23 protein-coding genes are annotated in these 24,909 nt (G+C 71.1%); 12 read left to right on the top strand and 11 right to left on the bottom strand.

The annotated features are described in order from the left end of the window. The first annotated feature begins 9 nt into the window (after positions 1 to 9). The 6 genes from AB0E77_RS00705 (at position 10) to AB0E77_RS00680 (ending at position 4,211) form a co-directional block, all read left to right on the top strand. Positions 10 to 954: a type II secretion system F family protein gene (locus AB0E77_RS00705; protein ID WP_361563546.1), complete on the top strand. Its 945-nt coding sequence runs from the start codon at positions 10 to 12 to the stop codon at positions 952 to 954. Between the two features lie 27 nt (positions 955 to 981). Then, a complete protein-coding gene (locus AB0E77_RS00700) occupies positions 982 to 1,869 on the top strand; it encodes a DUF5936 domain-containing protein (RefSeq protein ID WP_361563543.1) in 888 nt (295 codons plus the stop codon). Between the two features lie 299 nt (positions 1,870 to 2,168). After that, positions 2,169 to 2,372 carry a hypothetical protein gene (locus AB0E77_RS00695; protein ID WP_361563540.1) on the top strand — a complete coding sequence of 68 codons (204 nt, stop codon included), beginning with the start codon at positions 2,169 to 2,171 and terminating at the stop codon, positions 2,370 to 2,372. A gap of 56 nt (positions 2,373 to 2,428) precedes the next feature. Next, positions 2,429 to 2,962 (top strand): pilus assembly protein TadG-related protein, encoded by a 534-nt coding sequence (locus AB0E77_RS00690; protein ID WP_361563538.1) that lies wholly within the window; start codon positions 2,429 to 2,431, stop codon positions 2,960 to 2,962. Positions 2,963 to 2,997: 35 nt separating this feature from the next. Further along, positions 2,998 to 3,576, top strand: a complete 579-nt coding sequence (locus AB0E77_RS00685; protein WP_361563536.1) for a hypothetical protein — start codon at positions 2,998 to 3,000, stop codon at positions 3,574 to 3,576. An 8-nt stretch (positions 3,577 to 3,584) separates the two neighbouring features. Next, positions 3,585 to 4,211: an OmpA family protein gene (locus tag AB0E77_RS00680; RefSeq protein WP_361563534.1), complete on the top strand. Its 627-nt coding sequence runs from the start codon at positions 3,585 to 3,587 to the stop codon at positions 4,209 to 4,211. 10 nt (positions 4,212 to 4,221) lie between these two features. Here AB0E77_RS00680 and AB0E77_RS00675 read toward each other — a convergent pair whose 3' ends face one another. Further along, on the bottom strand, positions 4,222 to 4,605 hold the full coding sequence (locus AB0E77_RS00675) for a DUF192 domain-containing protein (protein ID WP_361563531.1): 384 nt from the start codon (positions 4,603 to 4,605) through the stop codon (positions 4,222 to 4,224). Between the two features lie 90 nt (positions 4,606 to 4,695). Between AB0E77_RS00675 and AB0E77_RS00670 the strand changes: the two genes are divergently transcribed. The 4 genes from AB0E77_RS00670 (at position 4,696) to AB0E77_RS00655 (ending at position 10,469) form a co-directional block, all read left to right on the top strand. Beyond that, positions 4,696 to 5,505, top strand: coding sequence for a class I SAM-dependent methyltransferase (locus AB0E77_RS00670; RefSeq protein ID WP_361563528.1), 810 nt, complete (start codon positions 4,696 to 4,698; stop codon positions 5,503 to 5,505). A 996-nt stretch (positions 5,506 to 6,501) separates the two neighbouring features. Continuing rightward, positions 6,502 to 7,827 (top strand): PhoH family protein, encoded by a 1,326-nt coding sequence (locus tag AB0E77_RS00665; RefSeq protein ID WP_361563526.1) that lies wholly within the window; start codon positions 6,502 to 6,504, stop codon positions 7,825 to 7,827. A 415-nt stretch (positions 7,828 to 8,242) separates the two neighbouring features. Further along, positions 8,243 to 8,938, top strand: coding sequence for a transglycosylase SLT domain-containing protein (locus AB0E77_RS00660; protein ID WP_361563523.1), 696 nt, complete (start codon positions 8,243 to 8,245; stop codon positions 8,936 to 8,938). A 145-nt stretch (positions 8,939 to 9,083) separates the two neighbouring features. Beyond that, positions 9,084 to 10,469 carry an AI-2E family transporter gene (locus AB0E77_RS00655; RefSeq protein ID WP_361563520.1) on the top strand — a complete coding sequence of 462 codons (1,386 nt, stop codon included), beginning with the start codon at positions 9,084 to 9,086 and terminating at the stop codon, positions 10,467 to 10,469. Positions 10,470 to 10,534: 65 nt separating this feature from the next. Here the strand turns inward: AB0E77_RS00655 and AB0E77_RS00650 are convergent, their stop codons facing one another. Then, the gene (locus tag AB0E77_RS00650; protein WP_361563518.1) at positions 10,535 to 11,068 is read right to left on the bottom strand and encodes an alkyl hydroperoxide reductase; all 534 of its coding nucleotides are present in this window, start codon (positions 11,066 to 11,068) and stop codon (positions 10,535 to 10,537) included. A gap of 6 nt (positions 11,069 to 11,074) precedes the next feature. Continuing rightward, entirely contained in the window at positions 11,075 to 11,629 is a 555-nt protein-coding gene (locus AB0E77_RS00645) for a peroxiredoxin (protein WP_361563515.1), read from the bottom strand. Between the two features lie 133 nt (positions 11,630 to 11,762). On the opposite strand from AB0E77_RS00645, the gene AB0E77_RS00640 reads away from it, so the two are divergent. After that, positions 11,763 to 12,701 carry a LysR substrate-binding domain-containing protein gene (locus AB0E77_RS00640; RefSeq protein ID WP_361563512.1) on the top strand — a complete coding sequence of 313 codons (939 nt, stop codon included), beginning with the start codon at positions 11,763 to 11,765 and terminating at the stop codon, positions 12,699 to 12,701. A gap of 84 nt (positions 12,702 to 12,785) precedes the next feature. Here the strand turns inward: AB0E77_RS00640 and AB0E77_RS00635 are convergent, their stop codons facing one another. From AB0E77_RS00635 to AB0E77_RS00615, 5 genes are all read right to left on the bottom strand, one after another. After that, a complete protein-coding gene (locus AB0E77_RS00635; protein ID WP_361563510.1) occupies positions 12,786 to 15,128 on the bottom strand; it encodes an ABC transporter permease in 2,343 nt (780 codons plus the stop codon). Then, positions 15,125 to 15,814, bottom strand: coding sequence for an ABC transporter ATP-binding protein (locus AB0E77_RS00630; protein ID WP_361563507.1), 690 nt, complete (start codon positions 15,812 to 15,814; stop codon positions 15,125 to 15,127). The genes AB0E77_RS00635 and AB0E77_RS00630 overlap by 4 nt, the downstream gene beginning before the upstream one ends. Next, the gene (locus AB0E77_RS00625) at positions 15,811 to 16,335 is read right to left on the bottom strand and encodes a PadR family transcriptional regulator (protein WP_217141267.1); all 525 of its coding nucleotides are present in this window, start codon (positions 16,333 to 16,335) and stop codon (positions 15,811 to 15,813) included. The genes AB0E77_RS00630 and AB0E77_RS00625 overlap by 4 nt, the downstream gene beginning before the upstream one ends. A gap of 150 nt (positions 16,336 to 16,485) precedes the next feature. After that, positions 16,486 to 16,743: a hypothetical protein gene (locus AB0E77_RS00620; protein WP_361563505.1), complete on the bottom strand. Its 258-nt coding sequence runs from the start codon at positions 16,741 to 16,743 to the stop codon at positions 16,486 to 16,488. Beyond that, complete coding sequence (locus AB0E77_RS00615) at positions 16,740 to 17,678, bottom strand: SPFH domain-containing protein (RefSeq protein WP_361563502.1); 939 nt, start codon at positions 17,676 to 17,678, stop codon at positions 16,740 to 16,742. The genes AB0E77_RS00620 and AB0E77_RS00615 overlap by 4 nt, the downstream gene beginning before the upstream one ends. A gap of 261 nt (positions 17,679 to 17,939) precedes the next feature. Between AB0E77_RS00615 and AB0E77_RS00610 the strand changes: the two genes are divergently transcribed. Then, positions 17,940 to 20,237: a transglycosylase domain-containing protein gene (locus AB0E77_RS00610; RefSeq protein ID WP_361563500.1), complete on the top strand. Its 2,298-nt coding sequence runs from the start codon at positions 17,940 to 17,942 to the stop codon at positions 20,235 to 20,237. 86 nt (positions 20,238 to 20,323) lie between these two features. Here AB0E77_RS00610 and AB0E77_RS00605 read toward each other — a convergent pair whose 3' ends face one another. The 3 genes from AB0E77_RS00605 to AB0E77_RS00595 form a co-directional block, all read right to left on the bottom strand. After that, positions 20,324 to 22,411, bottom strand: coding sequence for a SpoIIE family protein phosphatase (locus AB0E77_RS00605; protein WP_361563497.1), 2,088 nt, complete (start codon positions 22,409 to 22,411; stop codon positions 20,324 to 20,326). Between the two features lie 280 nt (positions 22,412 to 22,691). Next, the gene (locus AB0E77_RS00600; RefSeq protein ID WP_361563495.1) at positions 22,692 to 23,396 is read right to left on the bottom strand and encodes a DUF402 domain-containing protein; all 705 of its coding nucleotides are present in this window, start codon (positions 23,394 to 23,396) and stop codon (positions 22,692 to 22,694) included. Between the two features lie 77 nt (positions 23,397 to 23,473). After that, positions 23,474 to 24,859, bottom strand: a complete 1,386-nt coding sequence (locus tag AB0E77_RS00595) for a class II fumarate hydratase (RefSeq protein WP_361563492.1) — start codon at positions 24,857 to 24,859, stop codon at positions 23,474 to 23,476. Positions 24,860 to 24,909: the final 50 nt, after the last annotated feature.

The following is a 24,909-nucleotide window of genomic DNA, read 5'->3' as shown; positions in this document are numbered from 1 at the left end:
GACCGCCCGATGGAACTGCACACGCTCGTCACGCTCACCACCGGCACCACCCTGCTGACCTGCGTCCTGGCGGTCATCGGGCTGCACTCCTACGCCGCCGGACGGGCCCAGCGCGAGGCCCTGGTCGACCGCCTCACCGCGACCGGACAGCTCCCGGCCGCCGGACGCAGACGCCGCTTCCGCACCCTGGACCGCCGCCTGCGCCGCACGCGGCTCGGCAGGAGACTCGAACTGCGCCTGGCCGCGACCGGCCTGGACGTCACCCCCGGCGAGTTCTTCGCCTGCATGCTCGGCGCCGTCGCCGGCCTGTGGCTGGTCGGCCAGGCCGCCCTGGCACCGTTCTTCGGCCCGCTCGCCGGCCTGTTGGGCATCTGGGCGGCGATGCAGTTCCTCACCTGGCAACGCCAGAAGCGCATCGAGAAGTTCATCAACCAGCTCCCCGAACTCGCCCGCATCCTCGCCAACGCCACCCAGGCCGGCCTCGCCCTGCGCACCGCCATCGGCATGGCGGCGGAGGAGCTCGAGGCCCCGGCCGGCGAGGAACTCGGCAAAGTGGCCGACCAACTGGCCCTCGGCTCCTCCATGGACGACGCCCTCGGCGAACTCGCCGAACGCCTCCCCTCCCGCGAGCTGGTCGTCCTCGTCACCACCCTCGTCCTGTCCAACCGGGCGGGCGGCCAGGTGGTCGGCGCGCTGCGCAACCTCACGGAGACCCTGGAGGAACGCAAGGAGACCCGGCGCGAGGTCCGCACCCAGCTGTCCCAGGTCAGCATGACGTCGTACGCCGTGCCGGTGCTCGGGGTCGGCTCGTTGTTCCTGATGAACGGGGTCAAGGACGGAGCCCTGGAACGCATGACCGGCTCCCCGGCCGGCCAGATAGCGGTGATCACCGCCTTCGGCCTCTACGCCGTCGGCTTCGTCCTCATCCGCCGCCTGTCCCGCATCGACGTCTGAGGAACCGAGGAAGGAGGAGGCATCCCCATGGGACTGCTGCTCGCACTGGTCACGGGCCTGAGCGTCTGGGGCGTGTTCGCCGGCATCCGCATGTACCGGGCCGACGCCAGACTCCCCGGCGACCTCGCCCTCGCCCTGGAGGTCGGCTCCACCCGCACCGGCGCAGTCGACTCCCTGGTCGACCGCATGGGCATGCGCTACGCCCCCGCCGTACTGCGGCTCATGGGCCCGACGCTGGTCGCCAGGTACCGCCGCCGCATCGACCTCGCCGGCAACCCCGGCGGCCTGACCATCGACCGCTACGCGGCCCGCCGGGCGGTCTACGGCTTCCTGGGCGCGGTCGGCTTCCTGGTCTTCCTCATGCGCGGCCAGTACATCGTGGCGCTCCTGCTCCTGGCGTTCGGCGCGTTCTGGACGGAGGTGGGCATCTGGTCGGCGATCCGCATCCGCAAGGACGTCATCGAACGCACGCTGCCGGACTTCCTGGACGTCCTCGCGGTCGTCGTCAGCGCCGGCCTCGGCTTCCGCCAGGCCCTGGACCGCGTCGCGATGCGCTACGAGGGTCCCTGGGCCGACGAACTGCGCATCACCCTGCGTCAGATGGACCTCGGCATGAGCCGCCGCCAGGCCTTCGCGGAGCTGCGCCGGCGCAATGACTCCGAGCAGGTGGCGATGTTCGTGACGGCACTCCAGCAGGGCGAGGAACTGGGCGCGCCCATCGTGGACACGCTGGTCTCCCTGGCCAAGGACATGCGCCGCACGGACGCCCAGAACGCCCGCCGCAAGGCCGCGCGGGCGGTCCCCAAGGCCACGATGATGATCACCACCTTCATGGTCCCGGCCACGATGATCCTCCTCGGCGCGGGCCTGATCCTCGGGTCGGGGACGGACTTCGGAACGATCACGGGTGAGTAGGGGGGTACACAGCTGGAGTGCGAATGCACACGAAGCAAGGACATCAACAACCGTCGATCTACAACTAAATTGGGCAACTACCATGCAAAGCCTTTCGCACTTGCAATCACCTGTGGGAGAGTCGTTGCGTGGTGTACCCGACAGGTCGAGGTTCCAACTGGGCGCAGGGGAGGAGGACATCGTGGACGACGTGACGTCCGGCCCGACCAGCCGGCAGACCGCCGCCAGGGTGACCTCGACGGACCGACTCACGACAACGCACGACGACCACGGCATCGTCCGCACTGGAGGGGAACACCATGACCAACTGGCTGCACACCATCGCCGCCCACCTGCAGACCCGCACCACCACGACTCGGGACGACAAGGGCCAGACGGCCGTGGAGTACCTGGGCATCATCGCGGTGGTGGTGGCGATCGTCCTGGCGATCACGGGGACGGACATCGGGCAGACCATCTTCGATGCGATCACGGCGAAGATCGGCGAAGTCACCGGTGGCTGACCCGTCACGTCGACAGCAGGGATGCGGGGCAGGCCTTCCCCATATACCTCACGGTGGTGGGGGGCCTGCTCTTTCTGGCGCTCGCGTACTTTGCGGTCGGCCAGGCCGCGGCGACTCGTAGCGATGCGCAGACGGCCGCAGACGCCGCGGCGCTCGCGGCCGCTCTCGAGACCCGCGATCAGCTTGCGGACCAGTGGGTCGCGAACATTCTGAAGCCCGACTCGTGGCAGGACATATTCGACGGCGAGGTAGCGGTGCCCAGCGCCTGTTGGCGCGCTGAGGAACTGGCGGCGAGCAATGACGCGAGCGTGAGGTGCCAAGCGGACGGGCCCCTGGGCTACTCCGTCGTCGCGCAGACCGACGGGACCGTGGGAGACACCATCGTTCCGGGCACGGAGGATCAGAAGGCCACGGAGTCGGCTAGCGCCGTCATCGAACCTCGCTGCACGTTCGCCATGCCTGGTGATGAAGCGGACGAGGAAGTGCTGCCCGTTCTCTCCTGTAAGGGAGAGGAGTGGGAACTGGAGGCTGATGATCTTCTGGACCTGCCGAAGCCCGAGGATCTGTTCGACGTCCACCTGGCCGACTGACAAAGGCATCGACGAGTGATGAGGGAATCAAAGTCATGAGCATTCGGATCGCGACGGCGGCCCGTCGGGGGACGCTCACACTGGCCGTTGTGGTCAGTCTGGCCTTCGGTGCTGTCGGGTGTGGTGGCGGCGATGACGACGAGAAGCCGAAGGCTTCGGCTTCGGCTTCGGAAGAGGAGGGCTCAGGACCGCGTGCTCAGGAGGGCGATGCGGAAGAGCCCTTGGCCGAGCTGAAGGGGAGTAATGGGCTGCTTTTGCAGATCACCTCTGCCGAGCGGGACTCCGGTGGCTTCGTGACAGTGAACGGCGACCTGAAGAACGACGGTGACAAGAGTGTCGCGATCCCGTCCGCGCTGAGTGGGAACGAGACGGAGATCATCCGGAACGGCAGGTCGCTCGGAGGTGCCACCCTCGTCGACGGCAAAGGCAAAAAGCGGTACTACGTGCTGCGTGACACCGAGGGCCGTCCGTTGACGACCACGGGCTTCTCGAACATCAAGGCTGGTGACCGTCTGGCGGTCTTCATGCAGTTCCCCGCCCCGCCCGCCGGCACCACGGAGGTCACCTTCCAACTGCCCACCTTCGCCAGCGCGACCATCTCCATCTCCGGGTGAGGCCCCCCATGACCCCACCCCCCCGCCGCACCCTGGCCCTCACCACCGTGACCCTCCTGCTCGCCACGAACCTCTACGGCGCCGCCTCCGCTCGCGCCGACGACGACCCCGTCGACCCCCCGGGCACCGAGGCCTCCGCAGCCGCCCCCGTCGAGGTCGATCCCAACGACCCCGACCTCAAACTCCCCGACGGGGCCACGCTCGCGCAGGCCAAGGTGTTGGACATCAAGTCGGTCGTCGAAGACCAGAGCGGTGACGAGCGGCGCGAGGACACCAACACCGACGTGACCTTCGCGCTCCAGGCCGAAGTGCTGTTCGGCAAGGACAGTGCCGAGCTCGGCGGCGAGGCGAAGTCCCGTGTCGCCGGGATCGCCGAGGAGATCAGGAAGCAGAACGCCGGCAAGATCCGCGTCTTCGGCTTCACCGACAACCTCGGTTCCTCCGCCCACGGCGACGTCCTGTCCAAGCAGCGCGCCAACGCCGTACAGGAACTCCTCTCCCAGACCCTGAACGACGCCGGCATCACCTACGAGGTCCGCGGCTACGGCGAGGACTACCCCATCGCCGACAACTCGACGGAGGAGGGCCGCAAGAAGAACCGCCGGGTCGAGGTGTCCTTCCCCCGCACCTCCTGAGGTCCGGCCCCTATCCCTCCGTCACCTCGGCCTCCAACCGCACCTCCACCCGCACCCCGGCCCGTACTCCCCACTCCGCCATCGCCCCCGCCCCGGCCTCCAGCACGTGCCGTGCGCGCAGCCGGGGCAGGCCCAGACGGCCGGGGCGCATCGTGCGCACGGCGATGACCCTGAGCCGCCGGTCCAGATAGGCCACGTCGATCGGGAACCGCATCCGGAACGTGTGTACGCTGCCCGCCGGTGTCAGCAGCAGCGCCCCGTCGATCGACGAACGGCCCAACAGCCCCTTGGTGCGGGCCCGGTAGGACGCGGCGATCTCCAGCGGCACGGCGACCGCAGGCCCGCCCGGTCCGCCGCCCACGACCAGGCGCCCCCGCCCGTCCCGCCACCTCATGCCGGCTCCCTCCCCGCGCCACGCCCCGGCGCCCCGGCGGACCGCGAAATGTCGTTGTCCGGTCCCCGGAGACAAGTGTAGGAAGGGCCCATGGCCCCCGATCCCGACTCCGCCCCTGCCCCCTCCCGCTCCTTCGACGACCTCGTGGCCGAGGGCGCCGCCGTGCCCACCGAGGGATGGGACTTCTCCTGGTTCGAGGGGCGTGCCACCGAGCAGCGGCCCTCCTGGGGATACGCGCGGTCCCTGGCCGGCCGGCTCGCCGGGGCCGCCGCCGTGCTGGACGTGCAGACCGGCGGCGGCGAGGTCCTGGACTTCGCCCTGGGTGCCGCCGCCCCGCACCGGCCCCCGCTCGTCGTCGCCACCGAGGGATGGGCGCCGAACGTCGACAAGGCCACCGAACTGCTGCGCCCGCGCGGCGTCGCCGTGGTCGCCTCGCCCGACGACGCGCCGTTGCCCTTCGCGGACGGGGCCTTCGACCTCGTCGTCAGCCGGCATCCCGTCCGGCCGCACTGGGCCGAGATCGCCCGCGTGCTGCTGCCCGGCGGTACGTACTTCGCCCAGCACGTCGGACCCGCCAGCGTCTTCGAGCTGGTCGAGTTCTTCCTCGGCCCGCTGCCCGAGGAGACCCGCCGCCACCGCCACCCCGACCGCGAGCGTGCCGACGCGGAGGCCGCCGGTCTGGAGGTCGTGGACGTGCGGGCGGAGCGGCTGCGGATGGAGTTCCGCGACATCGGCGCCGTCGTCCACTTCCTCCGCAAGGTCGTCTGGATGGTCCCCGGCTTCACCGTCGAGGAGTACCGGCCCCGCCTCCGCGAGCTGCACGACCGCATCGAGGCCGAGGGGCCCTTCGTGGCCCACAGCGCGCGCCACCTCTTCGAGGCCCGCAAGCCGGAACCGTAGGCCCAAGGTCGGAATGGCCGGGAACGGTCGCTCAGGGCACCCGGAGCACAGAGATGGCGCGTTCCGGGGCGTAGCTGACATACCTTCGCAAATATCCGCGCTCCGGAGGGAGCGTGCGGAATCGCCCCGCGATCCTCACAGGGTTTCCACATCGTTATCCACCGGTGCCCCGCGGGGGTCGAAACCGCCTGCCGAGATCACGTAAATTCGAAGCAGGTAATTCGCGTGAGCAAAGCTGCGCGTGTGGCACCGCGCAGTGGAGGGGGCTGCGCGGTGCCTGGTCAAGCGGGCGTTCGCCGGCGGCGTCACCCGCTCGGGGGATGCCTGCCCCCGGTCCTCGCGGGTCCTGCCGCACTCCTCGTGCCGGGGTCGGCGTGCACCGGAACCTCCATGTCGCCCCTCCTGTCACCCGTTTCCCTGTGAATGGCCTGAGAATGGCCCCGTTCTGGCCATGATTCAGGGCGGAATGGGTGATTCCGTGACCACCCGGGCGTCGCCGGACGATTCCGGAGAGTAGTTGTGGCACGCCGATGCACGCAGCATCACTTACGAAGGGTTATGGTGGAAACCCCCCCTCGGGCCGGTCCGTCTCCCCCCCACGGACCGGCCCGTTTTTCTGCCCTCCCTTCGCCTTCCCCTGACCGCCCTCACTCCGCCGCCCTCCGCGCCGGCTCCATGGGGCGTCCGTCATGAGGAGTTCACCGGCGCGTCGTCCTGCGGCGTTGCATGGCGGAGCTCGTTCGAGGGCATAAGGCAAGCAGGTCGACGCCCGATCCACGGGCATCGGATCTCAGCGGACGGCTCCGAAGCCGTACGCCCGGGAGGCCCTTTGCACCAGCCCTACCGTGCGGTCACGGCGCGGAAGAAGCGGCGGAGGGCCGGTTCGCGGCCCGCGCCCGTGCAGGGCGGCCGACGACCGGCCGGCTCGCTCCCGCCCTCCCGGCCCAGCGTCCACTCCGTCGCTCCCCGACCTCTTCCGAGGGGGTACGTCCTTCCGTGGTGACCAGCACAAAGCGCCACAAGCCCGATCGGCGCACCTACGTTCTCGACACCAGCGTCCTGCTGGCCGACCCAGGCGCCCTGAACCGCTTCGACGAGCACGAGGTCGTGCTCCCGATCGTCGTGGTGACGGAGCTGGAGGCCAAGCGGCACCATCCCGAACTCGGCTACTTCGCCCGGCAGGCCCTGCGGCTGCTCGACGAGTTCCGGGTGCGGCACGGTCGCCTCGACGCCCCCATCCCGACCGGGGACCTCGGCGGGACCGTGCGTGTCGAGCTCAACCACTCGGACCCCAGCGTGCTGCCCACCGGCTACCGCCTGGGGGACAACGACTCCCGCATCCTCGCGGTCGCCCGCAATCTGCAGGCGGAGGGGTACGACGTCACCGTCGTGTCGAAGGACCTCCCACTGCGGATCAAGGCGTCCTCCGTCGGCCTGCTCGCCGAGGAGTACCGCGCGGAGCTCGCCATCACGGACGCCACCGGCTGGACCGGAATGTCCGAACTCACCCTGCCGGGTGAACAGGTGGACGTGCTCTTCGAGGAGGGCCGGGTCCACGTCCCCGAGGCCGCCGGACTGCCCGTGCACACGGGGCTGACCATCCAGTCGGAGCGCGGCAAGGCGCTCGGCCGCGTCACGGCCGACGGCGACGTCCGGCTGGTGCGCGGCGACCGGGAGGCGTTCGGCATCAAGGGCCGCAGCGCCGAGCAGCGCATCGCGCTCGACCTGCTGCTCGACCCGGACGTCGGCATCGTGTCGATGGGTGGCCGGGCCGGCACCGGCAAGTCGGCGCTGGCGCTGTGCGCGGGTCTGGAGGCCGTGCTGGAGCGGCGGCAGCATCAGAAGGTGATGGTCTTCCGTCCGTTGTACGCGGTCGGCGGGCAGGAGCTGGGCTATCTGCCGGGCTCCGAGGCGGAGAAGATGAGCCCGTGGGCCCAGGCCGTCTTCGACACGCTGTCGGCGGTCACCAGCCGTGAGGTCATCGAGGAGGTCACCGCCCGCGGCATGCTGGAGGTCCTGCCGCTCACCCACATCCGCGGCCGCTCGCTGCACGACGCGTTCGTCATCGTGGACGAGGCCCAGTCGCTGGAGCGGAACGTCCTGCTGACCGTCCTGTCCCGGATCGGCGCCAACTCGCGGGTCGTCCTGACCCACGACGTGGCGCAGCGGGACAACCTGCGGGTGGGGCGGTACGACGGAGTGGTCGCCGTCGTCGAGAAGCTGAAGGGGCATCCGCTCTTCGCCCACGTCACGCTGACACGCTCCGAGAGGTCCCAGATCGCGGCGCTTGTGACCGAAATGCTGGAGGACGGGCACATCTGAGAACTGCGACCCGACAGGGGTCGGTTGCCCGAGTCGACGCCGTCCGGAAAGGCCAAGAGCCTAGCCGGGCGGCGTCTTCGCGCGCGGAGCTTTCTCGAAAATCCCAGGGCCAAACGGGATGTGAGCTTTCACACGCAACTCTGGATTGCCTCATCCCGTCGGGTTACGGCAGAGTCTCATTCCTGTCAGGCCCCGCATACGACACATCTGTACCGCCAGCGGTACGGCACCACAGAAGCACCGTTCCAACTCCATAGCAGCGTCGTATGCCGCCCGAGCACCACGCGGCGCTCCCGTCGAGGGAGTTGTCCACCGGGCCCGTGCCTCCCGTGACCCGTAGTTGGGGAGGCCAGTGCCAGGGGCACGATTGCGTCCGCGAGGGTCACCGAAGCGGGCGATGCTGGAAGGAAACCGTGTGAGCCGGATCTCGGTCCGGGGATTCGCAGTGGCCTCGGCCACGGCGGTCACCGCAGTCGGAAGCGTCGTCGGCGTTGCCTCGGGCAGCACCGCGCAGAACAACGACGCGGAGGCGATGGCAGCGGGCACGACGCTGCTCGCGGACATCCCCATGGGCGAGCAGGCGCAGGTGCAGACCGCGTCCCTGACGCAGCAGGCCGACGTACAGGCCATCGCCGCGGACGCGAGCGCCAAGAAGGACGCCGAGGAGGCGGCCCGCAAGGCTGCCGCCGAGACCGCCGTCGCCAAGCAGGAGAAGGCGAAGAAGGCGGCCGAAGAGGCCAAGAAGCGTGAGGCGGAGCGCGAGGCCGCCAGCCGCGACGCAGAGCGCGACGCCACGACCTTCGCCGTCCAGAGCTCCTACACCGTCAGCCAGATCCAGGCGATGGCGCGTCAGATGGTGCCGAGCGGCCAGTTCCAGTGCTTCAGCAACATCGTGGACCACGAGTCCAGCTGGAACTACCGTGCGGTCAACGCCTCCTCGGGCGCCTACGGCCTCTTCCAGGCCCTTCCGGCGGGCAAGTACGCCTCGGCGGGCGCCGACTGGCAGACCAACCCGGCCACCCAGATCAAGTGGGGCCTCAACTACATGGACAGCCGCTACGGCAGCCCGTGCGACGCCTGGGCGTTCTGGCAGAACAACCACTGGTACTGAGCGGACCCGGCTCCGGCCGCCGCTCAACCCCGCACAGCCCCTCACCGTCCTACGGTGAGGGGCTTTCGTGCTCCCGCCATGTACGGTCGGACCGGAACGACTCCAGGGGGGAGTGGTGGGGACAGACGGGGGAAGAGGACGGATCATGTCGCGAGTGCCAGGGTGGCTCGGCCGGCTGGGTGCCGGACTGACCCGGATGAGCAGGCAGTTGGACCAGCGTCGCGCCGAGGCGCAGCGCGAGGACCTCGAGGACGACGGCGTCGCTCCGGGACAGGCCCCGGGCCCGGTGTCCTCGCCGGACACCGACCACGTACTCGCCGGGCACGGACCCGTGGAGTACCAGGCCCTCGTCAGGGAACGCCCCGACCCCGCGCAGGCGGTGCCCTGGGGCGTGCGGGTCGCGGCGGAGGCCGGCTGGCGGCTGCTGGTCCTCGCGGGCACACTCTGGGTGCTGATGAAGGTCATCAGCGCCGTGCAGCTGGTGGTGCTGGCGTTCGTGGCCGCCCTGCTGATCACGGCCCTGCTCCAGCCCTCGGTGGCCTGGCTGCGGCGGCACGGGGTGCCCCGCGGACCGGCCACCGCGCTGACCGCCATCCTCGGCTTCGTGGTGATGGGCCTGATCGGCTGGTTCGTCACCTGGCAGGTCATGGAGAACATCGACAACCTCTCCGACCAGGTCCAGGACGGCATCGACGAACTGCGGAACTGGCTGCTGAACAGCCCCTTCCACGTCACCGACAAGCAGATCAACGAGATCGCGAAGAGCCTGCGCGACGCGGTCGGCGCCAACACCGACCAGATAACCTCCGCGGGACTCGAGGGCGTCACGGTCGTCGTCGAGGCGCTCACCGGCATCCTGCTGGCCGCCTTCTCCACGCTGTTCCTGCTCTACGACGGCAAGCGCATCTGGCAGTGGACGCTGAAGCTGGTGCCGGCCGCGGCCCGGCCGGGTGTCGCGGGAGCGGGCCCCCGCGCGTGGCGGACGCTGACCGCGTACGTACGCGGCACGGTCGTGGTCGCGCTGATCGACGCCATCTTCATCGGCCTCGGCATCTACTTCCTCGACGTGCCGATGGCCGTGCCGCTGGCCGTGTTCATCTTCCTGTTCGCCTTCATCCCGCTCGTCGGCGCCGTGGTCTCGGGCGCCCTCGCGGTGGTCGTGGCGCTCGTGACGCAGGGCATGTTCGCGGCGGTCATGACGCTCGCCGTGGTGCTGGTCGTGCAGCAGATCGAGGGCCACATCCTGCAGCCGTTCATCCTGGGGCGCGCGGTGCGGGTCCACCCGCTCGCGGTGGTGCTCTCGGTGGCCGCCGGCGGCATGATCGCCGGCATCGGCGGCGCGGTGGTCGCCGTACCGCTGGTCGCGGTGACGAACACCGTCGTGGGCTATCTGCGGGCCTACTCCCGCGAGGCCTCCGTACGGCAGGCGCCGAGGCCGCGCGGCGCGACGTCGCTGGACGCGTCCCCGGCGGCCGGACCGCGCCCGGACCCCGTGGAGACCGAGCCGCCGGCGGACACGCCCCCGGCGTAGCGACGCAGAAGGGCCCCGCCCACCGGGGACGGTGAGCGGGGCCCTTCGTGCCGGGCGCGGCGGGACTACTGGGCGAGAACCGCCTCGGCGTCCAGCGTGGCGCCGACGGCCTCGATCACCGCGGCGATCTTGAAGGCCTCCTGGATGACCTCGCGGTCGATCCCGGCCTTGCGCAGCACCTGCTCGTGCGAGTCCAGGCACATGCCGCAGCCGTTGATCGCGGACACCGCGAAGGACCACAGCTCGAAGTCGACCTTGTCGACGCCCGGGTTGCCGATGACGTTCATCCGCAGACCGGCGCGCAGGGTGCCGTACTCGTGGTCCGACAGCAGGTGCCGGGTGCGGTAGAAGACGTTGTTCATCGCCATGATGGCGGCGGCCGACTTGGCGGCCGTGTACGCCTCCGGCGAGAGGTTCGCCTTCGCCTCCGGCTCCAGCTCGCGCAGCACGATCGGGGAGCGCGAGGCGATCGCGGTCGCCAGCACGGTGCCCCACAGCTGCTGCGCCGGGAGGTCGGAGTTGCCGATGACCGAGCCCAGGTTGAGCTTCAGGTCCTTGGCGTAGTCCGGTATGGCGGACTTCAGGGAGTCGAGGGACATGTCAGCTCACTCCCCGGCCAGCAGCGCGACCGGGTCCAGGGTCTCGTCGCCCTTGCTCCAGTTGCACGGGCAGAGCTCGTCGGTCTGCAGGGCGTCGAGGACCCGCAGGACCTCCTTGGGGTTACGGCCGACCGAGCCGGCGGTCACCATGGAGAACTGGATCTCGTTGTTCTGGTCCACGATGAACACGGCGCGCTTGGCGAAGCCGTCCTCGCCCTCGATGCCGAGGTCGCGCATCAGCTCGTGCTTGGAGTCCGCCATCATCGGGAACGGCAGGTCGGTCAGGTCCGGGTGGTCCTTGCGCCAGGCGTGGTGGACGAACTCGGAGTCGCCGGAGAAGCCGAGGACCTGGGCGTCACGGTCGGCGAACTCGTCGTTCAGCTTGCCGAAGGCGGCGATCTCGGTCGGGCACACGAAGGTGAAGTCCTTGGGCCACGCGAAGACGACCTTCCACTGACCCTCGTAGGTCTTGTGGTTGATCTGCTGGAACTCCTTGCCCTTCTCCAGCGAGACGCAGGCGGTCAGATCGAACTCGGGGAACTTGTCACCGACAGTGAGCACGCGCTCTCCTTGCAGCGAAGAAACACCCGCTTTGCGAGTGTTTCCCATGGGTTGGACGTTATTGATGTTGGCACACAGTGCATTGATTAGTGAAATAGCTACACTCGGTCGAGTTGATCGGAGGTGGCTATTAGTGACCGGTAAGAAGAGGCAGCCCAGCCTCGCCCAGCTGCGGGCTTTCGCCGCGGTCGCCGAGCACCTGCATTTCCGCGACGCCGCCGCCGCGATCGGCATGAGCCAGCCCGCGCTCTCCGGCGCCGTCTCGGCCCTGGAGGAGACACTCGGTGTCACCCTCCTGGAGCGTACGACGCGCAAGGTGCTGCTCTCGCCCGCGGGGGAGCGGCTCGCGGTGCGCGCGAAGGCGGTCCTCGCGGAGGTCGGGGCGCTGCTGGAGGAGGCGGAGGCGGTACGGGCGCCGTTCACCGGTGCGCTGCGGCTCGGCGTCATCCCGACCGTGGCGCCGTACCTGCTGCCGACGGTGCTGCGACTGGTCCACGACCGCTACCCCGACCTCGACCTCCAGGTCCACGAGGAGCAGACGGCCAGCCTGCTGGACGGCCTCGGTTCCGGACGCCTCGACCTGCTGCTGCTCGCGGTGCCGCTCGGAGTGCCCGGCGTCACCGAACTCCCGCTCTTCGACGAGGACTTCGTGCTCGTCACCCCGCTCGACCACCGGCTCGGCGGCCGGGAGGGCATCGAGCGCGGTGTGCTGCGCGAGCTGCATCTGCTGCTGCTCGACGAGGGGCACTGCCTGCGCGACCAGGCGCTCGACATCTGCCGCGAGGCCGGCCGTGCGGACGTCCCGGCGACCACCACGGCGGCCGGCCTGGCGACGCTGGTGCAGCTGGTGGCGGGCGGGCTCGGCGTGACGCTGCTGCCGCGCACGGCGGTCCGCGTGGAGACCTCGCGTTCCAGCCAGCTCCTCACCGGCTCCTTCGCCGAACCGGCTCCCACCCGCCGCGTCGCCCTCGCCATGCGCACGGGCGCGGCCCGCTCCGCCGAGTACGAGGAGCTGGCGGGGGCGCTGCGGGAGGCGATGGAGGACCTGCCGGTGCGCACCGTCCGCGGCTGAAGCTGCCCGCGACGCGGCCCCGGACGCACGGGAGCCCGGACGGGCACGATGTGCGTGCCGCGTCCGGGCCCGGGGCGGGGCGGATCACTCCGTGCGCAGACCCTCCGGCCGCATCAGCCGCAGCAGCGGCGGCAGGCTGGCCAGGGTCACCACCAGGACGACCCCGGCGCCGATGCCGGTCATCGCGAGGACGCCGGCCCAGTCGACGCTGACCGGGGTGTCCGTCATCTTCAGCAGCACCGTGCCCAGCGTCAGGCCGACCACCGAGGCCAGCACCAGGCCCAGCGCGATCGGTATCGCGGTCTGCCACAGCACCGACAGGCTCAGCGTGCGGCGCCGGGTTCCGAAGGCGACCAGGGACGACAGCAGCTTCCTGCGCTCGCGCAGCTGCTCCAGCTGCGAGACCAGCAGGCTCGCGCCGATGAGCGCCAGCACACACGCGGCGCCGACGAACAGCCCGGTGCGGATGGCCTCGAACCGGTCGGTGCGCTCGGTGGCCGTCCAGACCATCGGGTACGCCAGCGGGTCGACGGCGGCGGCGGTGTTCCGCACCCGATCGTGCACGTCCGGCACCGACTCGTCGAGCCGGAGATAGGCGTGGCCGTCCAGCGCCGGGGCGAGGGAGCCCGGCAGCGCCTTCGGCGTGATCAGGAAGCCGCCCCGGTCGATCCCCGCGAGCAGCCCCCTGCGCGGCGCCGCCTCCTTGACGCCCGACGGCACCTTCCAGGGGATCTCCAGGCTCCTCGGGCTCCCCTCGTACGACGGGTCGAGGTACAGCGTCCGCCCGGCCTTCGCCAGCGTCATCACGTCGACCCCGGTGTCCCACTCGGCGTCGCGCACCGCGAACACGTCGCCGTCGGCGCACGAGGTCAGCGTCGCCATCTCGCGCAGCGAGGCGCAGTCGCCCACGGTCACCGTCGTGGAGTTCTCCGCGTCCGTGCGGCGGTCGCCCACGTAGCCCTCGGAGTAGGAGAAGACGGCCCGGACACCAGGGGTGTCCCGGAACTTCCGGGCGGCGTCCGACACCCCGGCCGCACCGGGCAGGGACACCTCCATCTGCGCCTGCGCGATGTCCTTGCCGGTGCTCTTGGTGTAGTCGTCGTCCACGCCCGAGAAGAGCATCTGCAGGGCGATCGCGCCGGCGACTGCCACCGCGATGCCGTTGACCATGCGGGCCGCCGTGCCGCTGCTCAGCTGGAGCCGGCGCACCGCGAGCTGCCAGGCGACGCCGCCGGAGCCCAGCCGGGCGACGACCGTCTCCACGATCCACGGCAGCAGCGCGGTGACGCCGACCAGCAGCAGGACGACGCCGCCGGTCACCAGGTACTGGTTGAAGTCGCCGTTGCCGCGGCCCTGGCCGACCATCGGGTACAGCATCGCCAGACCGGCCACCGGCAGCAGCAGCCGCCACCACAGGCGCCGGCGCGCGGGCCTGGCCGTGCGCACCACGCCGAGCGGCTCGATGACCACCCCGCGCAGCGCGAACAGCGTCACCAGGACGGCCGCGGCCGGCACCGCCACCGCCACCAGCAGCGCCAGCACGGGCGAGGGGTCGAGGTAGCTCGGGAAGACGCTGATGTCGTAGACCTCGGCCGTACCGGCCAGCTGACGCCCGATCAGGAAGAACCCGGCGCCGAACAGGAGTCCGAGCACCGCGCCCGCCATCGCCTCGCCGGCGGCGATCCGCCGGGTCATGCGGCTGTCGGAACCCACCAGCCGCAGCGCCGCGAGCCGCCGGTCACGCCGCTCGCCGCCGAACCGCACGGCCGCGGCGATGAAGACCGCCACCGGCATCAGCAGCACCACGAAGACGACGAGGACGAGCAGGAAGAGCACCGGGTCGGCGTCCTCGGGCACCGGATCGGGGTCGCCGAAGTGGTCGATGCGGACGATCCGGCCGCTGTCGATGTGCGGGGCGAGGTCGTCGGCGCCCCGGAAGAAGGCGAGCTCCTGCGAGCCGATCAGCCCGCTCTCCCCGATCGTGCCGGTGATCCGCTCCGGCAGCCGGTCCCGCAGCAGCTTGCCGGAGTCCGACTCCAGCAGCTCCTTCAGCGCGGGGGAGACCACCATCTCGCCCGGCGCAGGGAACCTGTCGACGCCCGGCGGCAGCGGGGCGCGGGGCCCCTCGACGTCCAGGGCGCGGCCCCGGACGGTCTCCTCGCGGAAGTCCGTGTCGACATTGGCGACGATCAGGGTGTCGTCGCCCTTGGCGGGCCGGTCGTCGGTGAACGTGATGTCGGTGCGCGCGGCCTCCCGCTCGTGCCGGACGGCGAGCGCGTTCGGGATCGCCGTCGTCAGCAGCAGCAGGGCCACCCCGAGGCCGACGCCGACGGCCGTCAGCAGGGCCCGGGTCCAGCCCTCGCGCCCGCCGGTGAAGGCGAACCGGAAGCCCATCCCCAGGTCCGCGGCCCAGCGGCGCGCGTTCATACGGCCCGCTCCATGTCCCGGGACTTCCCGTCCCGTACGACGACCTCGCGGTCGGAGTAGGCGGCCACCCGCGCCTCGTGGGTGACGAGGACGACGGCGGCGTTGGTCGAGCGGGCGGCGTCCGTGAGCAGTTCCATCACGCGTTCGCCGTTGAGGGAGTCCAGCGCGCCGGTCGGCTCGTCGGCGAAGAGCACGCGCGGGCTCGTGACCAGCGACCGCGCGACCGCGACCCGCTGTCCCTGGCCGCCGGAGACCTCACCGGGCCGCTTCTTGCGCAGGCCGTCGACCTCCAGCCGCTCCATCCAGCTCAGCGCGGTCCGCTCGGCCTCCTTGCGGGAGGTGCCGTTCAGGCGCAGCGGCAGGGCGACGTTCTCGACGCAGGTCAGCTCCGGCACGAGCTGGCCGAACTGGAAGACGAAACCGAACTCCGAGCGGCGCAGCGCACTGCGCTGGGCGTCGGTCATGGCGGACAGCTCGCGCCCGTCGTACGTGATCGTGCCCGAGTCGGGCGGCACGATGCCGGCGAGGCAGTGCAGCAGCGTCGACTTGCCGGAGCCGGACGGGCCCATCACGGCGACGACCTCGCCGGGGTGGATGGAGAACTCGGCGCCGTCGAGGGCCAGGGTCGGGCCGTAGGCCTTGGTCAGCTTCTCGGCCGAGAGCAGGGAACCTGCGGGATGGGTCATCGGGCCACCGCCTCACGGAGCTTGTCGAGGCGCGCGGCGGTGAGCTCCAGCCAGCGCAGGTCGGCCTCGAGGTGGAACAGGGCGTGGTCGCAGATCAGCTGGTCGGCGAGGTCGCCCTTGCGCTTGCGGTCGGTCAGGATGCGCATGCTGCGCAGGTGCTCCGAGCGCTGGGTGTCGAGGAGGTCGGCGGCGTCGCGGTGGGTGAGCAGCGCGAGGACGACCTTGGTGTACAGCGTGGACTGCAGATACGGCTCGGGCTTCTCCGGCGTGGCGAGCCACTGCTGCACGTCGGTGATCCCGGCGTCGGTGATCGCGTACCGCTTGCGCTCGGGACCGCCGCCCGCCTCGATGCCGTCGACCACGACGAGGCCGTTCTTCAGCAGGCGGGACATCGTCGAGTAGACCTGGCCGTAGTGCAGCGGCCGGTCGTGACCGAACTTCTCGTCGAAGGCGCGCTTCAGGTCGTAACCGTGGCGCGGCCCGGACTCCAGGAGCCCCAGGAGGGTGTGACCGATGGACATGTCCCGCACTCTACACATGGTGTATACGCCCTATGTATACGCGGTGTGCAGAGAGGGTGGCGCAGGGCACGGGATCGCAGGTCGGAGCCGTTTGTCACGGTTCCGCTACGGCGGAGGCCGCGCCTCCGCGGGGTGCGGCGGCGCGGCCGGTCACGGTGGCGGCGCGGCGTCCGGCCCGCCCCTCGGGGGGCGTCCCCGGCGGGGCAGCGGCCCGGTGTCCCCGGGCAGGCGGCCCGCCTCGGCGAGCGCCCTGCGCAGCAGGAACTCGATCTGCGCGTTGGCCGAGCGCAGCTCGTCGCCCGCCCACCGCGCCAGCGCCTCGTACACCTGCGGGTCCAGCCGCAGCAGCACCTGCTTGCGCTGCTGCGGCCGGCGCTTGGGGGCCTCGCCCTCGGACGGAGCCGTCACTGGTAGAGCGTCCCCGTGTTCAGGACCGGCTGGGCTGCGCGGTCACCGCACAGCACGACCATCAGATTGGACACCATCGCCGCCTTCCGCTCGTCGTCCAGCTCCACGATGCCCTGCTCGCTGATCCGCACGAGCGCCGCCTCCACCATGCCGACCGCGCCGTCCACGATCTGCCGCCGTGCCGCGACCACCGCGCCGGCCTGCTGTCGCTGGAGCATCGCCGAGGCGATCTCCGGCGCGTACGCGAGGTGCGTGAAGCGGGACTCGATGATCTGCACGCCGGCCGCCTCCACGCGCGCGTGCAGCTCGACGGCGAGCTTCTCGGTGATCTCCTCGGCGTTGCCGCGCAGCGAGAGGCCGTCCTCCTCGTGGGCGTCGTAGGGGTACTCGATGGCGATGTGCCGCACGGCCGCCTCGGTCTGGGTGGAGACGAACTCGATGTAGTCGTCCACCTCGAAGGTGGCCTGCGCGGTGTCCTCCACCCGCCACACCACGACCGCCGCCAGCTCGATCGGGTTGCCGTAGGCGTCGTTGACCTTGAGGACGGCCGTCTCGTGGTTGCGCACCCGCGTCGAGATCTTGGTGCGGGAGGTGAAGGGGTTGACCCAGCGCAGTCCGTCCTGCCGGATCGTGCCCCGGTACCGGCCGAAGAGCTGCACCACGCGGGCCTCACCGGGCGCCACCATGTTCAGCCCGCACATCGCCAGGAACGCCGCCAGGGCGATCACGATGCCCCCGACGATCAGTGCGGCCTTCGCCCCGGTCGCCGAGACCGCCGTGGCGGTCGCGATCAGCCCGGCGCCGACGAGCAGCCCCAGCAGCCCCAGCAGCAGCGCGAGCCCGCCGCCGATGCTGGGTGCCTGGGTCTCCCGCACCCGCGGTGCCGGCATCTGCGGCACATCGGCTCCGGCCTGCGGTGTCTCGTGTGCGGACATGGGTGGTCCCCCGTTTCTCGCGAGGTGCGCTCGCACGCACCGGTGATGTCTGAACCCTATCTAAGTGATATCACTTTTCCCAGTCATGACAACCCTGAACCCCGTTCGTACGTCGGTTCCCATGGAACGGGTGCTGATTCTCACGTCCGCACAAGGGCGGATCCGCGGCCGTTTGCCATATCTCCCGGTGTTAGCTTTCTGAGCTGACCTGAGCGGTGCGACGGGTGAGCGCACACGACCGAATCGGAGCGGATCGGACCCATGGGACGAGCGGAAGAGAGAAGAGCGCGCCAGCGCGGTGGCCGCCGCGCGGCGCCGAGCCGTCGCCGCTCGTCGCCGACGGCCGACCGGAGCCTCATACGCCGGCTCTTCACCTGGAAGAAGATCCTCGGCACCTTCTTCGGCCTGATCCTGCTCGGCATGGGCGCCTTCATCGTGCTCTACATGGTGATCGACATCCCCGAGGGCAACGCCGACGCCCAGCGGCAGGGCAACGTCTACAAGTACAGCGACGGCTCGATCATGGCCCGCAAGGGCTACAACCGCGAGATCGTCGACCTGTCTAAGGTCCCCAAGGACGTGCAGCACACCTTCGTCGCCGCCGAGAACAAGACCTTCTACAAGGACTCCGGCGTCGACCTGAAGGGCACCGCGCGCGGTGTGCTCAACACACTCTCCGGCAAGGGCGCGCAGGGCGGTTCGACGATCACCCAGCAGTACGTCAAGAACTACTACCTGACGCAGGACCAGACCGTCTCCCGCAAGCTCAAGGAGCTGGTCATCTCCCTGAAACTGGACCGGGAGAAGCCCAAGGACTACATCCTCGCCGGGTACATCAACACCAGCTTCTACGGCCGCGGCGCCTACGGCATCCAGGCCGCCGCCCAGGCCTACTACCGCGTCGACGCCGAGGACCTCACGGTCGAGCAGGGCGCCTACCTCGCCGCGCTGCTCCAGGCGCCCAACCAGTACGACTGGGCGATCGCCAGCGACACCGGCAAGAAGCTCGTCCAGGAGCGCTGGAACTACGTCCTGGACAACATGGTCGAGCAGAAGTGGCTCAGCCCGAGCGACCGCCGGGCCATGAAGTTCCCGGTCCCGCTGGAGCCCAAGCCCGCACCCGGCATGGAGGGCCAGACCGGATACCTGGTCGAGGCCGCCAACACCGCCCTCAAGAAGCAGCTCGTCGCCGGCGGCACCGCCGAGGACATGAAGCAGGCCGAGGCGATGGTCGAGGCCGGCGGCTGGACCGTCACGCTCAACGTCGACAAGAAGAAGCAGGCGGCGCTCGAGAAGGCCGTCAAGGAGCAGCTCACCAGCAAGCTGGACCCCGAGAAGCGCGACGTCGACGCCGACATCCAGGCCGGCGCCGTCTCCGTGGACCCGAAGACGGGCGCGGTCGTGGCGATGTACGGCGGCGTGGACTACGTCAAGCACTTCCGCAACAACGCCACCCGCGACGACTACCAGCCCGCCTCCACCTTCAAGCCGGTCATCCTCGCCGCCGCCGTGGACGAGGACGCCGAGACGCAGGACGGCGTGCCGATCACGGCGAACACCATGTACGACGGCACCAGCGAGCGCCCCGTGGTGGACGACGGCAAGGAAGTCGGCTTCGCCCCGGAGAACGAGGACCACCACGACTACGGCGACATCGACGTCCAGGAGGCGATGAACCAGTCGGTCAACTCGGTCTTCGCGCAGATGGGCGTCGACGTCGGCATGTCCGAGGTCGTGAAGGTCGCCGGCAAGCTCGGCATGGAGACCGAGGGCATGGACCCCGTCCCCGCGCAGACCCTGGGCAGCATGGGCGCGAGCCCGCTGGAGATGGCCGGCGTCTACGCCACCCTCGACAACCACGGCAAGAAGGTCACCCCGGCCGTCGTGAAGTCGGTGGAGCACAACACCCGCGAGGTCGAGTTCCCCGACCCGATCGGCGACCAGGTCATCAGCCGCGAGGCCGCCGACACGGTGACGTCCGTGCTGACCGGGGTGGTCGACGACGGCACGGCCCGGAAGTCCGTGCGCGAGAACCCGATGCGCGAGGGCCAGGAGGTGGCCGGCAAGACGGGTACGTCCGACTACAACCGGTCGGCCTGGTTCACCGGCTTCACCCCCGGGCTGGTCACCTCCGTCGGCATGTTCGGCGAGGACTCCAAGACCTCCGCCCAGGTGCCGATGTACAAGGCGCTCGGCGAGCCCCGCATCAACGGCGGCGCCTACCCGGCGCAGATCTGGGCCGCGTACACCTTCGGGGTGATGGACGAGGTCACGGAGTTCGACCTGGAGGCCAAGGAGGGCGTCGAGGTCGAGCCCAGCACCTCGCCCACGGTCAGCGAGTCGCCGTCCGAGTCGCCCTCGGAGGAGGAGACCGCCGAGGAGACGCCGAGCGAGGAGCCCACCTCGCAGGAGCCGACCGAGGAGGAGACGGAGGAGGAGCCGGAGGAGTCTCCGTCGACGTCCCCGTCCGACAGCCCGTCCACCCAGCCGTCGACGGGCGGACCGTCCACGGAGCCGGACGACCCGCTGTTCCCGGACAGCGACCGGCGCGAGCAGTAGCCCGCCGGACGTTCGGCCTTCGGCCTTCGGCGGGGACGTGAAAGGGCGCCCGGTGTACGTCACCGGGCGCCCTTTCCCCGTGCCGCTCAGCCCCGGTTCAGCTCGAACCAGACCACCTTGCCGGTGCTCAGCCGGGTCGCGCCCCAGCGCCGGGCCAGCCGGTTCACCAGGTACAGCCCGCGCCCGCCCTCGTCCGTGGCCCGCGCCTGCCGCAGCCGCGGCAGCTGCGGCACGTCGTCGCCGACCTCGCAGCGCAGTACGTCGGTGCGCAGCAGCCGCAGCGAGACCGGCTTGGTCGCGTACCGCACGGCGTTGGTCACGACCTCGCTGACCAGCAGCTCCACCGAGTCCGTCAGCTCCTCCAGGCCCCAGCGGGACAGGGCGCGCCGGGCCAGCCGCCGGGCCTTGCCAGGGGCCGCGTCCTCCGGCTCCAGGCACCAGTACGCCACGTCACTGGGCGCGATGCCGTCGAAGCGGGCGGCGAGCAGCGCGATGTCGTCGTCCCGGTCGCCCGGGCCGAGCATGTCCAGCACCTCGTCGCACAGCGCCTCCAGCGGCGGTGGATGGTCCGGCCCGGTGAGCTGCGCGGTCGCCGCGAGGCGCTCCCGCAGCTGCTCTATGCCGGTCCACACGTCCCGCAGCCGGGACTCGACCAGGCCGTCCGTGTAGAGCAGCAGGGTGGCACCGGCCGGGGCGTCCAGCTCCACGGCCTCGAAGTCCACCCCGCCGACGCCGATCGGGGCGCCCGCCGGGACCCGCAGCACCTCGGCCCGGCCGCCCAGGTGCAGCAGCACGGGCGGCGGATGGCCGGCGTTGGCGACGGTGATCCGGTGTGTGACCGGGTCGTACACCGCGTACAGGCAGGTCGCCATGCGGTCGGTGCCCAGGCGCTGGGCCTGCTCGTCCAGGTGGTGCAGCACCTCCTGCGGCGGCAGGTCGAGCCCGGCCAGGGTCTGCGCGGTGGTCCGCAGCTGGCCCATGATGGCCGCCGACGTCATCGAGTGGCCCATGACGTCCCCGACGACCAGCGCGACCCGGCTGCCGGGCAGCGGGATCGCGTCGTACCAGTCGCCGCCGACCCGCGCCGTCTCGGCGGCCGGGAGATAGCGGGAGGCCAGCCGTACGCCGGTGCAGCGCGGCAGGTTCTCCGGGAGCATCGTGCGCTGGAGCTCGTCGGCGATGTACGCCTCGCGCCCGTACAGCACCGCCTTGTCGATGCCCAGCGCGCTGTGCGTGGCGAGCTGGGCGGCGACCAGCAGGTCGTCGCCCTCGAAGGGGATGCGCTCCGGGCCGCGCAGGAACAGGGCCGCCCCGATCACCCGGCGGCGGCCGCGCAGTGGTGCGAGGATCGCGCGCCGGCCGCCGGGCACGGCGAACTCGCCGCCGTCACCGAGCAGGTCGGGCAGGGCGGCACGGGCCGCCGCGGTGTCCGTGAAGACCGGGCGCACCCCGCGCAGCACCTCGGCCAGCGCGCTGCCGGGCCGCACCTCGCACAGCTCGGAGCCGACCGCTTCCAGCTCGGACGGCTCGGGCTGCGCGGCCGGCAGGAAACCGCCCTCGGTGTCCCGCTCGGCCGGTATCCGGTCGGTGCGGCGCAGCCGCAGCACCAGCGGGCCGGTGGGCCGCTCGTCGCCGACCGGCAGCGGCTCGCGGAGATAGACGAGGATGGCGTCCGCGAAGGTCGGCACGGTGGCCCTGCACAGCCCCATGACGATCTCGTCCAGGTCCATGCCCCGGGCGATCCGCCGGGTCGCGGCGCCGACGAACCGCAGCCGGTCCCCGTCCCGCCGCATCGGCGTGGGCCGTCCGGGCGCGGTGGGCTGCCCGGTACGCCGGTCCGGCTCGGGGACCGTGCCCCGGCCGCCCTGCCCCGCCGGTGCCTCCGCCCCCGTCTGGGCACCGCCCGGCTGGACCGGGACGCCCTCGGCGGCGGGCCGCGGGCGATGGGTGCCGGGCTCGGCGGAGTGCTCCGCGCCCGGCTGGGAGTGCTCGAAGGCGGCCGCGCCGGCGACGGGCGGCGTCTGTCCGGCGCGCCCCTGTGCCGGTAAGGCGGCCTCGGGGGGCCGTGGCGCCACGGGCGCACGCGGGAACGCCCCGCGGGAGTCCGCGGGGTCGGCGCCCGTCGGTGGGCGTTCGAAGGAGGTCGGGTGCTCCGTCACGCGTGTCGAATCCATCCGTCCGGGACTGCGCGCGGCGCGTGCAGTTCGTCCCGCAGGAATCCCGATACCCCGAAGAGGCGCCCGAGGAACGGAATTCCCGCGTGGTCAGAGGCTGTTTCTGTGCCACCGGAGGGCCGTCGGCGACCCGTACCGGTATTGCCCTCGTACCCCTCGCTCACGTCCTGCCGCCCCTCGGTGACGATCGGTCAAGCACAGTGCACGCTCCGCCGGTTGCCGCTGCGCGTCCTTGCGGAGGACGATCCTACGTTTCTTGCCCGGGGGCGCATCAAGGGTCTCATGGGGACACGTGCGCGGGGGTGCGATCCCAGTCGCCGGGCAGCGACGGCACCGGCCAGGACGGATCGGGCCGCCACTGCTCCCAGCCGTCCGAGAACGGCGGCCCCCAGGCCCGGATCACCTCTACGGCCGCGCGGCCCGCCCGGCGCACCTGCTCGGCGAGAGCGGAGTCCACCAGCCGGTCCCGCTGGGCCTGCGCGAACTCGTCCTCGTCCCGCCAGTGCCAGCTGCGGTCCGGCTGCACGGTGATGTCCAGGAAATGGTCCTCGGAGTCGACGCCGCCCTCCCAACGGGTCAGCGGCTCCTCCAGGTTCACGTACCAGTTCTTGAACTGCCAGCCCGGGTCCCAGAACAGCCACACCGACCAGGGGTCGCCGGGCCGGGCCAGCTTCAGTACGCCGGTGCCGAACCAGCGGCCGCGCTGCACGGTGCGCGGCTTGGTGTAGCGCGAGGCCAGCGGCTCCAGGTGCACGGGGGTGCCGTCGGCGAGGACCGGCTTCACGCACTCGGTGCCGGGCGCCATCCACACGGCGAGCAGATCGGCGTCGTCGCGGACGACGGTGACGGGGCGTGCGATGTGGAAGTGCCGGCCGGCGTTCTCCCGGTAGCGCCACAGGATCTGACTGCCGGGCGCCCAGAATCCCGCCGGGGCGGCCGGACCGCCCGCCCGTGCCGCCTCGCTCACCGCTTCACCGTCTGCCATGGACAGATATTAGGTGCCCTGGCCACCCGATGCGGGGGCGATCTCGAGGAGCGCCCGCGTGCACGGCGCGCGCCCGGTCAGGGGCGGGTCATCCGCAGCACGTCCAGGGCCTCGTCCAGCTGCTCCTCGGTGAGGTCGCCGCGCTCGACGTACCCGTTCTCCAGCACCACCTGACGGATCGTCCTGCGTTCCGCGAGCGCCTTCTTGGCGACCTTGGCGGCCTCCTCGTACCCGATGTACTTGTTGAGCGGCGTGACCACGGACGGCGAGGACTCGGCGTACTCGCGGGCCCGGTCGCGGTGGGCGACGATGCCGTCGACGGTCCGGTCGGCCAGCAGCCGCGAGACGTTGGCGAGCAGCCGCACCGACTCCAGCACGTTCTTGGCGATGACCGGAAGCATCACGTTGAGCTCGAAGTTGCCGGCCGCACCGGCCGCGGCGACGGTCGCGTCGTTGCCGGTGACCTGGGCGGCGACCATGAGCACCGCCTCCGGGATCACCGGGTTCACCTTGCCCGGCATGATCGACGACCCCGGCTGGAGGTCGGGCAGCGAGATCTCCGCGAGCCCGGTGCGCGGCCCGGACGCCATCCACCGCAGATCGTTGGCGATCTTCGTCAGCCCGACCGCGATGGTCCGCAGCTGCCCGCTGGTCTCCACGACGCCGTCCCGCGCGCCCTGCGCCTCGAAGTGGTCGCGCGCCTCGGTCAGCGGCAGCCCGGTCGCGCGGGCCACCTCCTCGATGACGGCGGCGGAGAACCCGGGCGGGGTGTTGATCCCGGTGCCGACGGCGGTGCCGCCCAGCGGCAGCTCGGCGAGCCGGGGCAGCGACGCCCGGAGCCGTTCGACGCCGTACCGCACCTGGGCCGCGTACCCGCCGAACTCCTGGCCCAGGGTGACGGGCGTGGCGTCCATGAGATGCGTACGCCCGGACTTCACCACGTCGGCGAACTCGGCGGCCTTGCGCTCCAGGGCGGCGGCGAGGTGGTCCAGCGCGGGGATCAGGTCCCGGCTCACGGCGGCGGTGGCGGCGATGTGGATCGACGACGGGAAGACGTCGTTGGACGACTGGGAGGCGTTGACATGGTCGTTGGGGTGCACGTCCCGGCCGAGCCGCTCGGTCGCCAGGGTGGCGATGACCTCGTTGGTGTTCATGTTGGACGAGGTCCCCGACCCCGTCTGGAACACGTCCACGGGGAAGTGCTCGTCCCACTTCCCCTCGGCCACCTCACCGGCCGCCGCCCGGATCGCCGCGGCGACGTCCTCGTCGAGCACCCCCAGCTCGGCGTTGACCTTGGCCGCGGCGCCCTTGATCCGCGCGAGCGCCTCGATGTGGGCGCGCTCGATCCGCTGCCCGGAGACGGGGAAGTTCTCGACGGCACGCTGCGTCTGCGCCCGCCACTTGGCGTGGGCGGGAACGCGGACCTCGCCCATGGAGTCGTGCTCGATGCGGTAGTCGCTCATGACGGGTACAGCGTGCGGGGCGGGACGGATGTTCCTGGACCCGGCCGAAC

The sequence above is a fragment of the Streptomyces sp. NPDC032940 genome (genome assembly GCF_040636935.1).
In the GTDB taxonomy this organism is placed as follows: domain Bacteria; phylum Actinomycetota; class Actinomycetes; order Streptomycetales; family Streptomycetaceae; genus Streptomyces.
The sequence above is the reverse complement of the archived record's forward strand: the minus strand, read 5'-3'. Positions and strand labels throughout refer to the sequence as shown.

What these genes read in the sequence shown, in the direction of transcription:
- AB0E77_RS00705 (WP_361563546.1), top strand. Translation starts at nt 10, where the DNA reads ATGGAACTGCACACGCTCGTCACGCTCACCACCGGCACCACCCTGCTG.
- AB0E77_RS00700 (WP_361563543.1), top strand. Translation starts at nt 982, where the DNA reads ATGGGACTGCTGCTCGCACTGGTCACGGGCCTGAGCGTCTGGGGCGTG.
- AB0E77_RS00695 (WP_361563540.1), top strand. Translation starts at nt 2,169, where the DNA reads ATGACCAACTGGCTGCACACCATCGCCGCCCACCTGCAGACCCGCACC.
- AB0E77_RS00685 (WP_361563536.1), top strand. Translation starts at nt 2,998, where the DNA reads ATGAGCATTCGGATCGCGACGGCGGCCCGTCGGGGGACGCTCACACTG.
- AB0E77_RS00680 (WP_361563534.1), top strand. Translation starts at nt 3,585, where the DNA reads ATGACCCCACCCCCCCGCCGCACCCTGGCCCTCACCACCGTGACCCTC.
- AB0E77_RS00675 (WP_361563531.1), bottom strand. Translation starts at nt 4,605, where the DNA reads ATGAGGTGGCGGGACGGGCGGGGGCGCCTGGTCGTGGGCGGCGGACCG.
- AB0E77_RS00670 (WP_361563528.1), top strand. Translation starts at nt 4,696, where the DNA reads ATGGCCCCCGATCCCGACTCCGCCCCTGCCCCCTCCCGCTCCTTCGAC.
- AB0E77_RS00655 (WP_361563520.1), top strand. Translation starts at nt 9,084, where the DNA reads ATGTCGCGAGTGCCAGGGTGGCTCGGCCGGCTGGGTGCCGGACTGACC.
- AB0E77_RS00650 (WP_361563518.1), bottom strand. Translation starts at nt 11,068, where the DNA reads ATGTCCCTCGACTCCCTGAAGTCCGCCATACCGGACTACGCCAAGGAC.
- AB0E77_RS00635 (WP_361563510.1), bottom strand. Translation starts at nt 15,128, where the DNA reads ATGAACGCGCGCCGCTGGGCCGCGGACCTGGGGATGGGCTTCCGGTTC.
- AB0E77_RS00630 (WP_361563507.1), bottom strand. Translation starts at nt 15,814, where the DNA reads ATGACCCATCCCGCAGGTTCCCTGCTCTCGGCCGAGAAGCTGACCAAG.
- AB0E77_RS00625 (WP_217141267.1), bottom strand. Translation starts at nt 16,335, where the DNA reads ATGTCCATCGGTCACACCCTCCTGGGGCTCCTGGAGTCCGGGCCGCGC.
- AB0E77_RS00615 (WP_361563502.1), bottom strand. Translation starts at nt 17,678, where the DNA reads ATGTCCGCACACGAGACACCGCAGGCCGGAGCCGATGTGCCGCAGATG.
- AB0E77_RS00610 (WP_361563500.1), top strand. Translation starts at nt 17,940, where the DNA reads ATGGGACGAGCGGAAGAGAGAAGAGCGCGCCAGCGCGGTGGCCGCCGC.
- AB0E77_RS00605 (WP_361563497.1), bottom strand. Translation starts at nt 22,411, where the DNA reads ATGGATTCGACACGCGTGACGGAGCACCCGACCTCCTTCGAACGCCCA.
- AB0E77_RS00600 (WP_361563495.1), bottom strand. Translation starts at nt 23,396, where the DNA reads ATGGCAGACGGTGAAGCGGTGAGCGAGGCGGCACGGGCGGGCGGTCCG.
- AB0E77_RS00595 (WP_361563492.1), bottom strand. Translation starts at nt 24,859, where the DNA reads ATGAGCGACTACCGCATCGAGCACGACTCCATGGGCGAGGTCCGCGTT.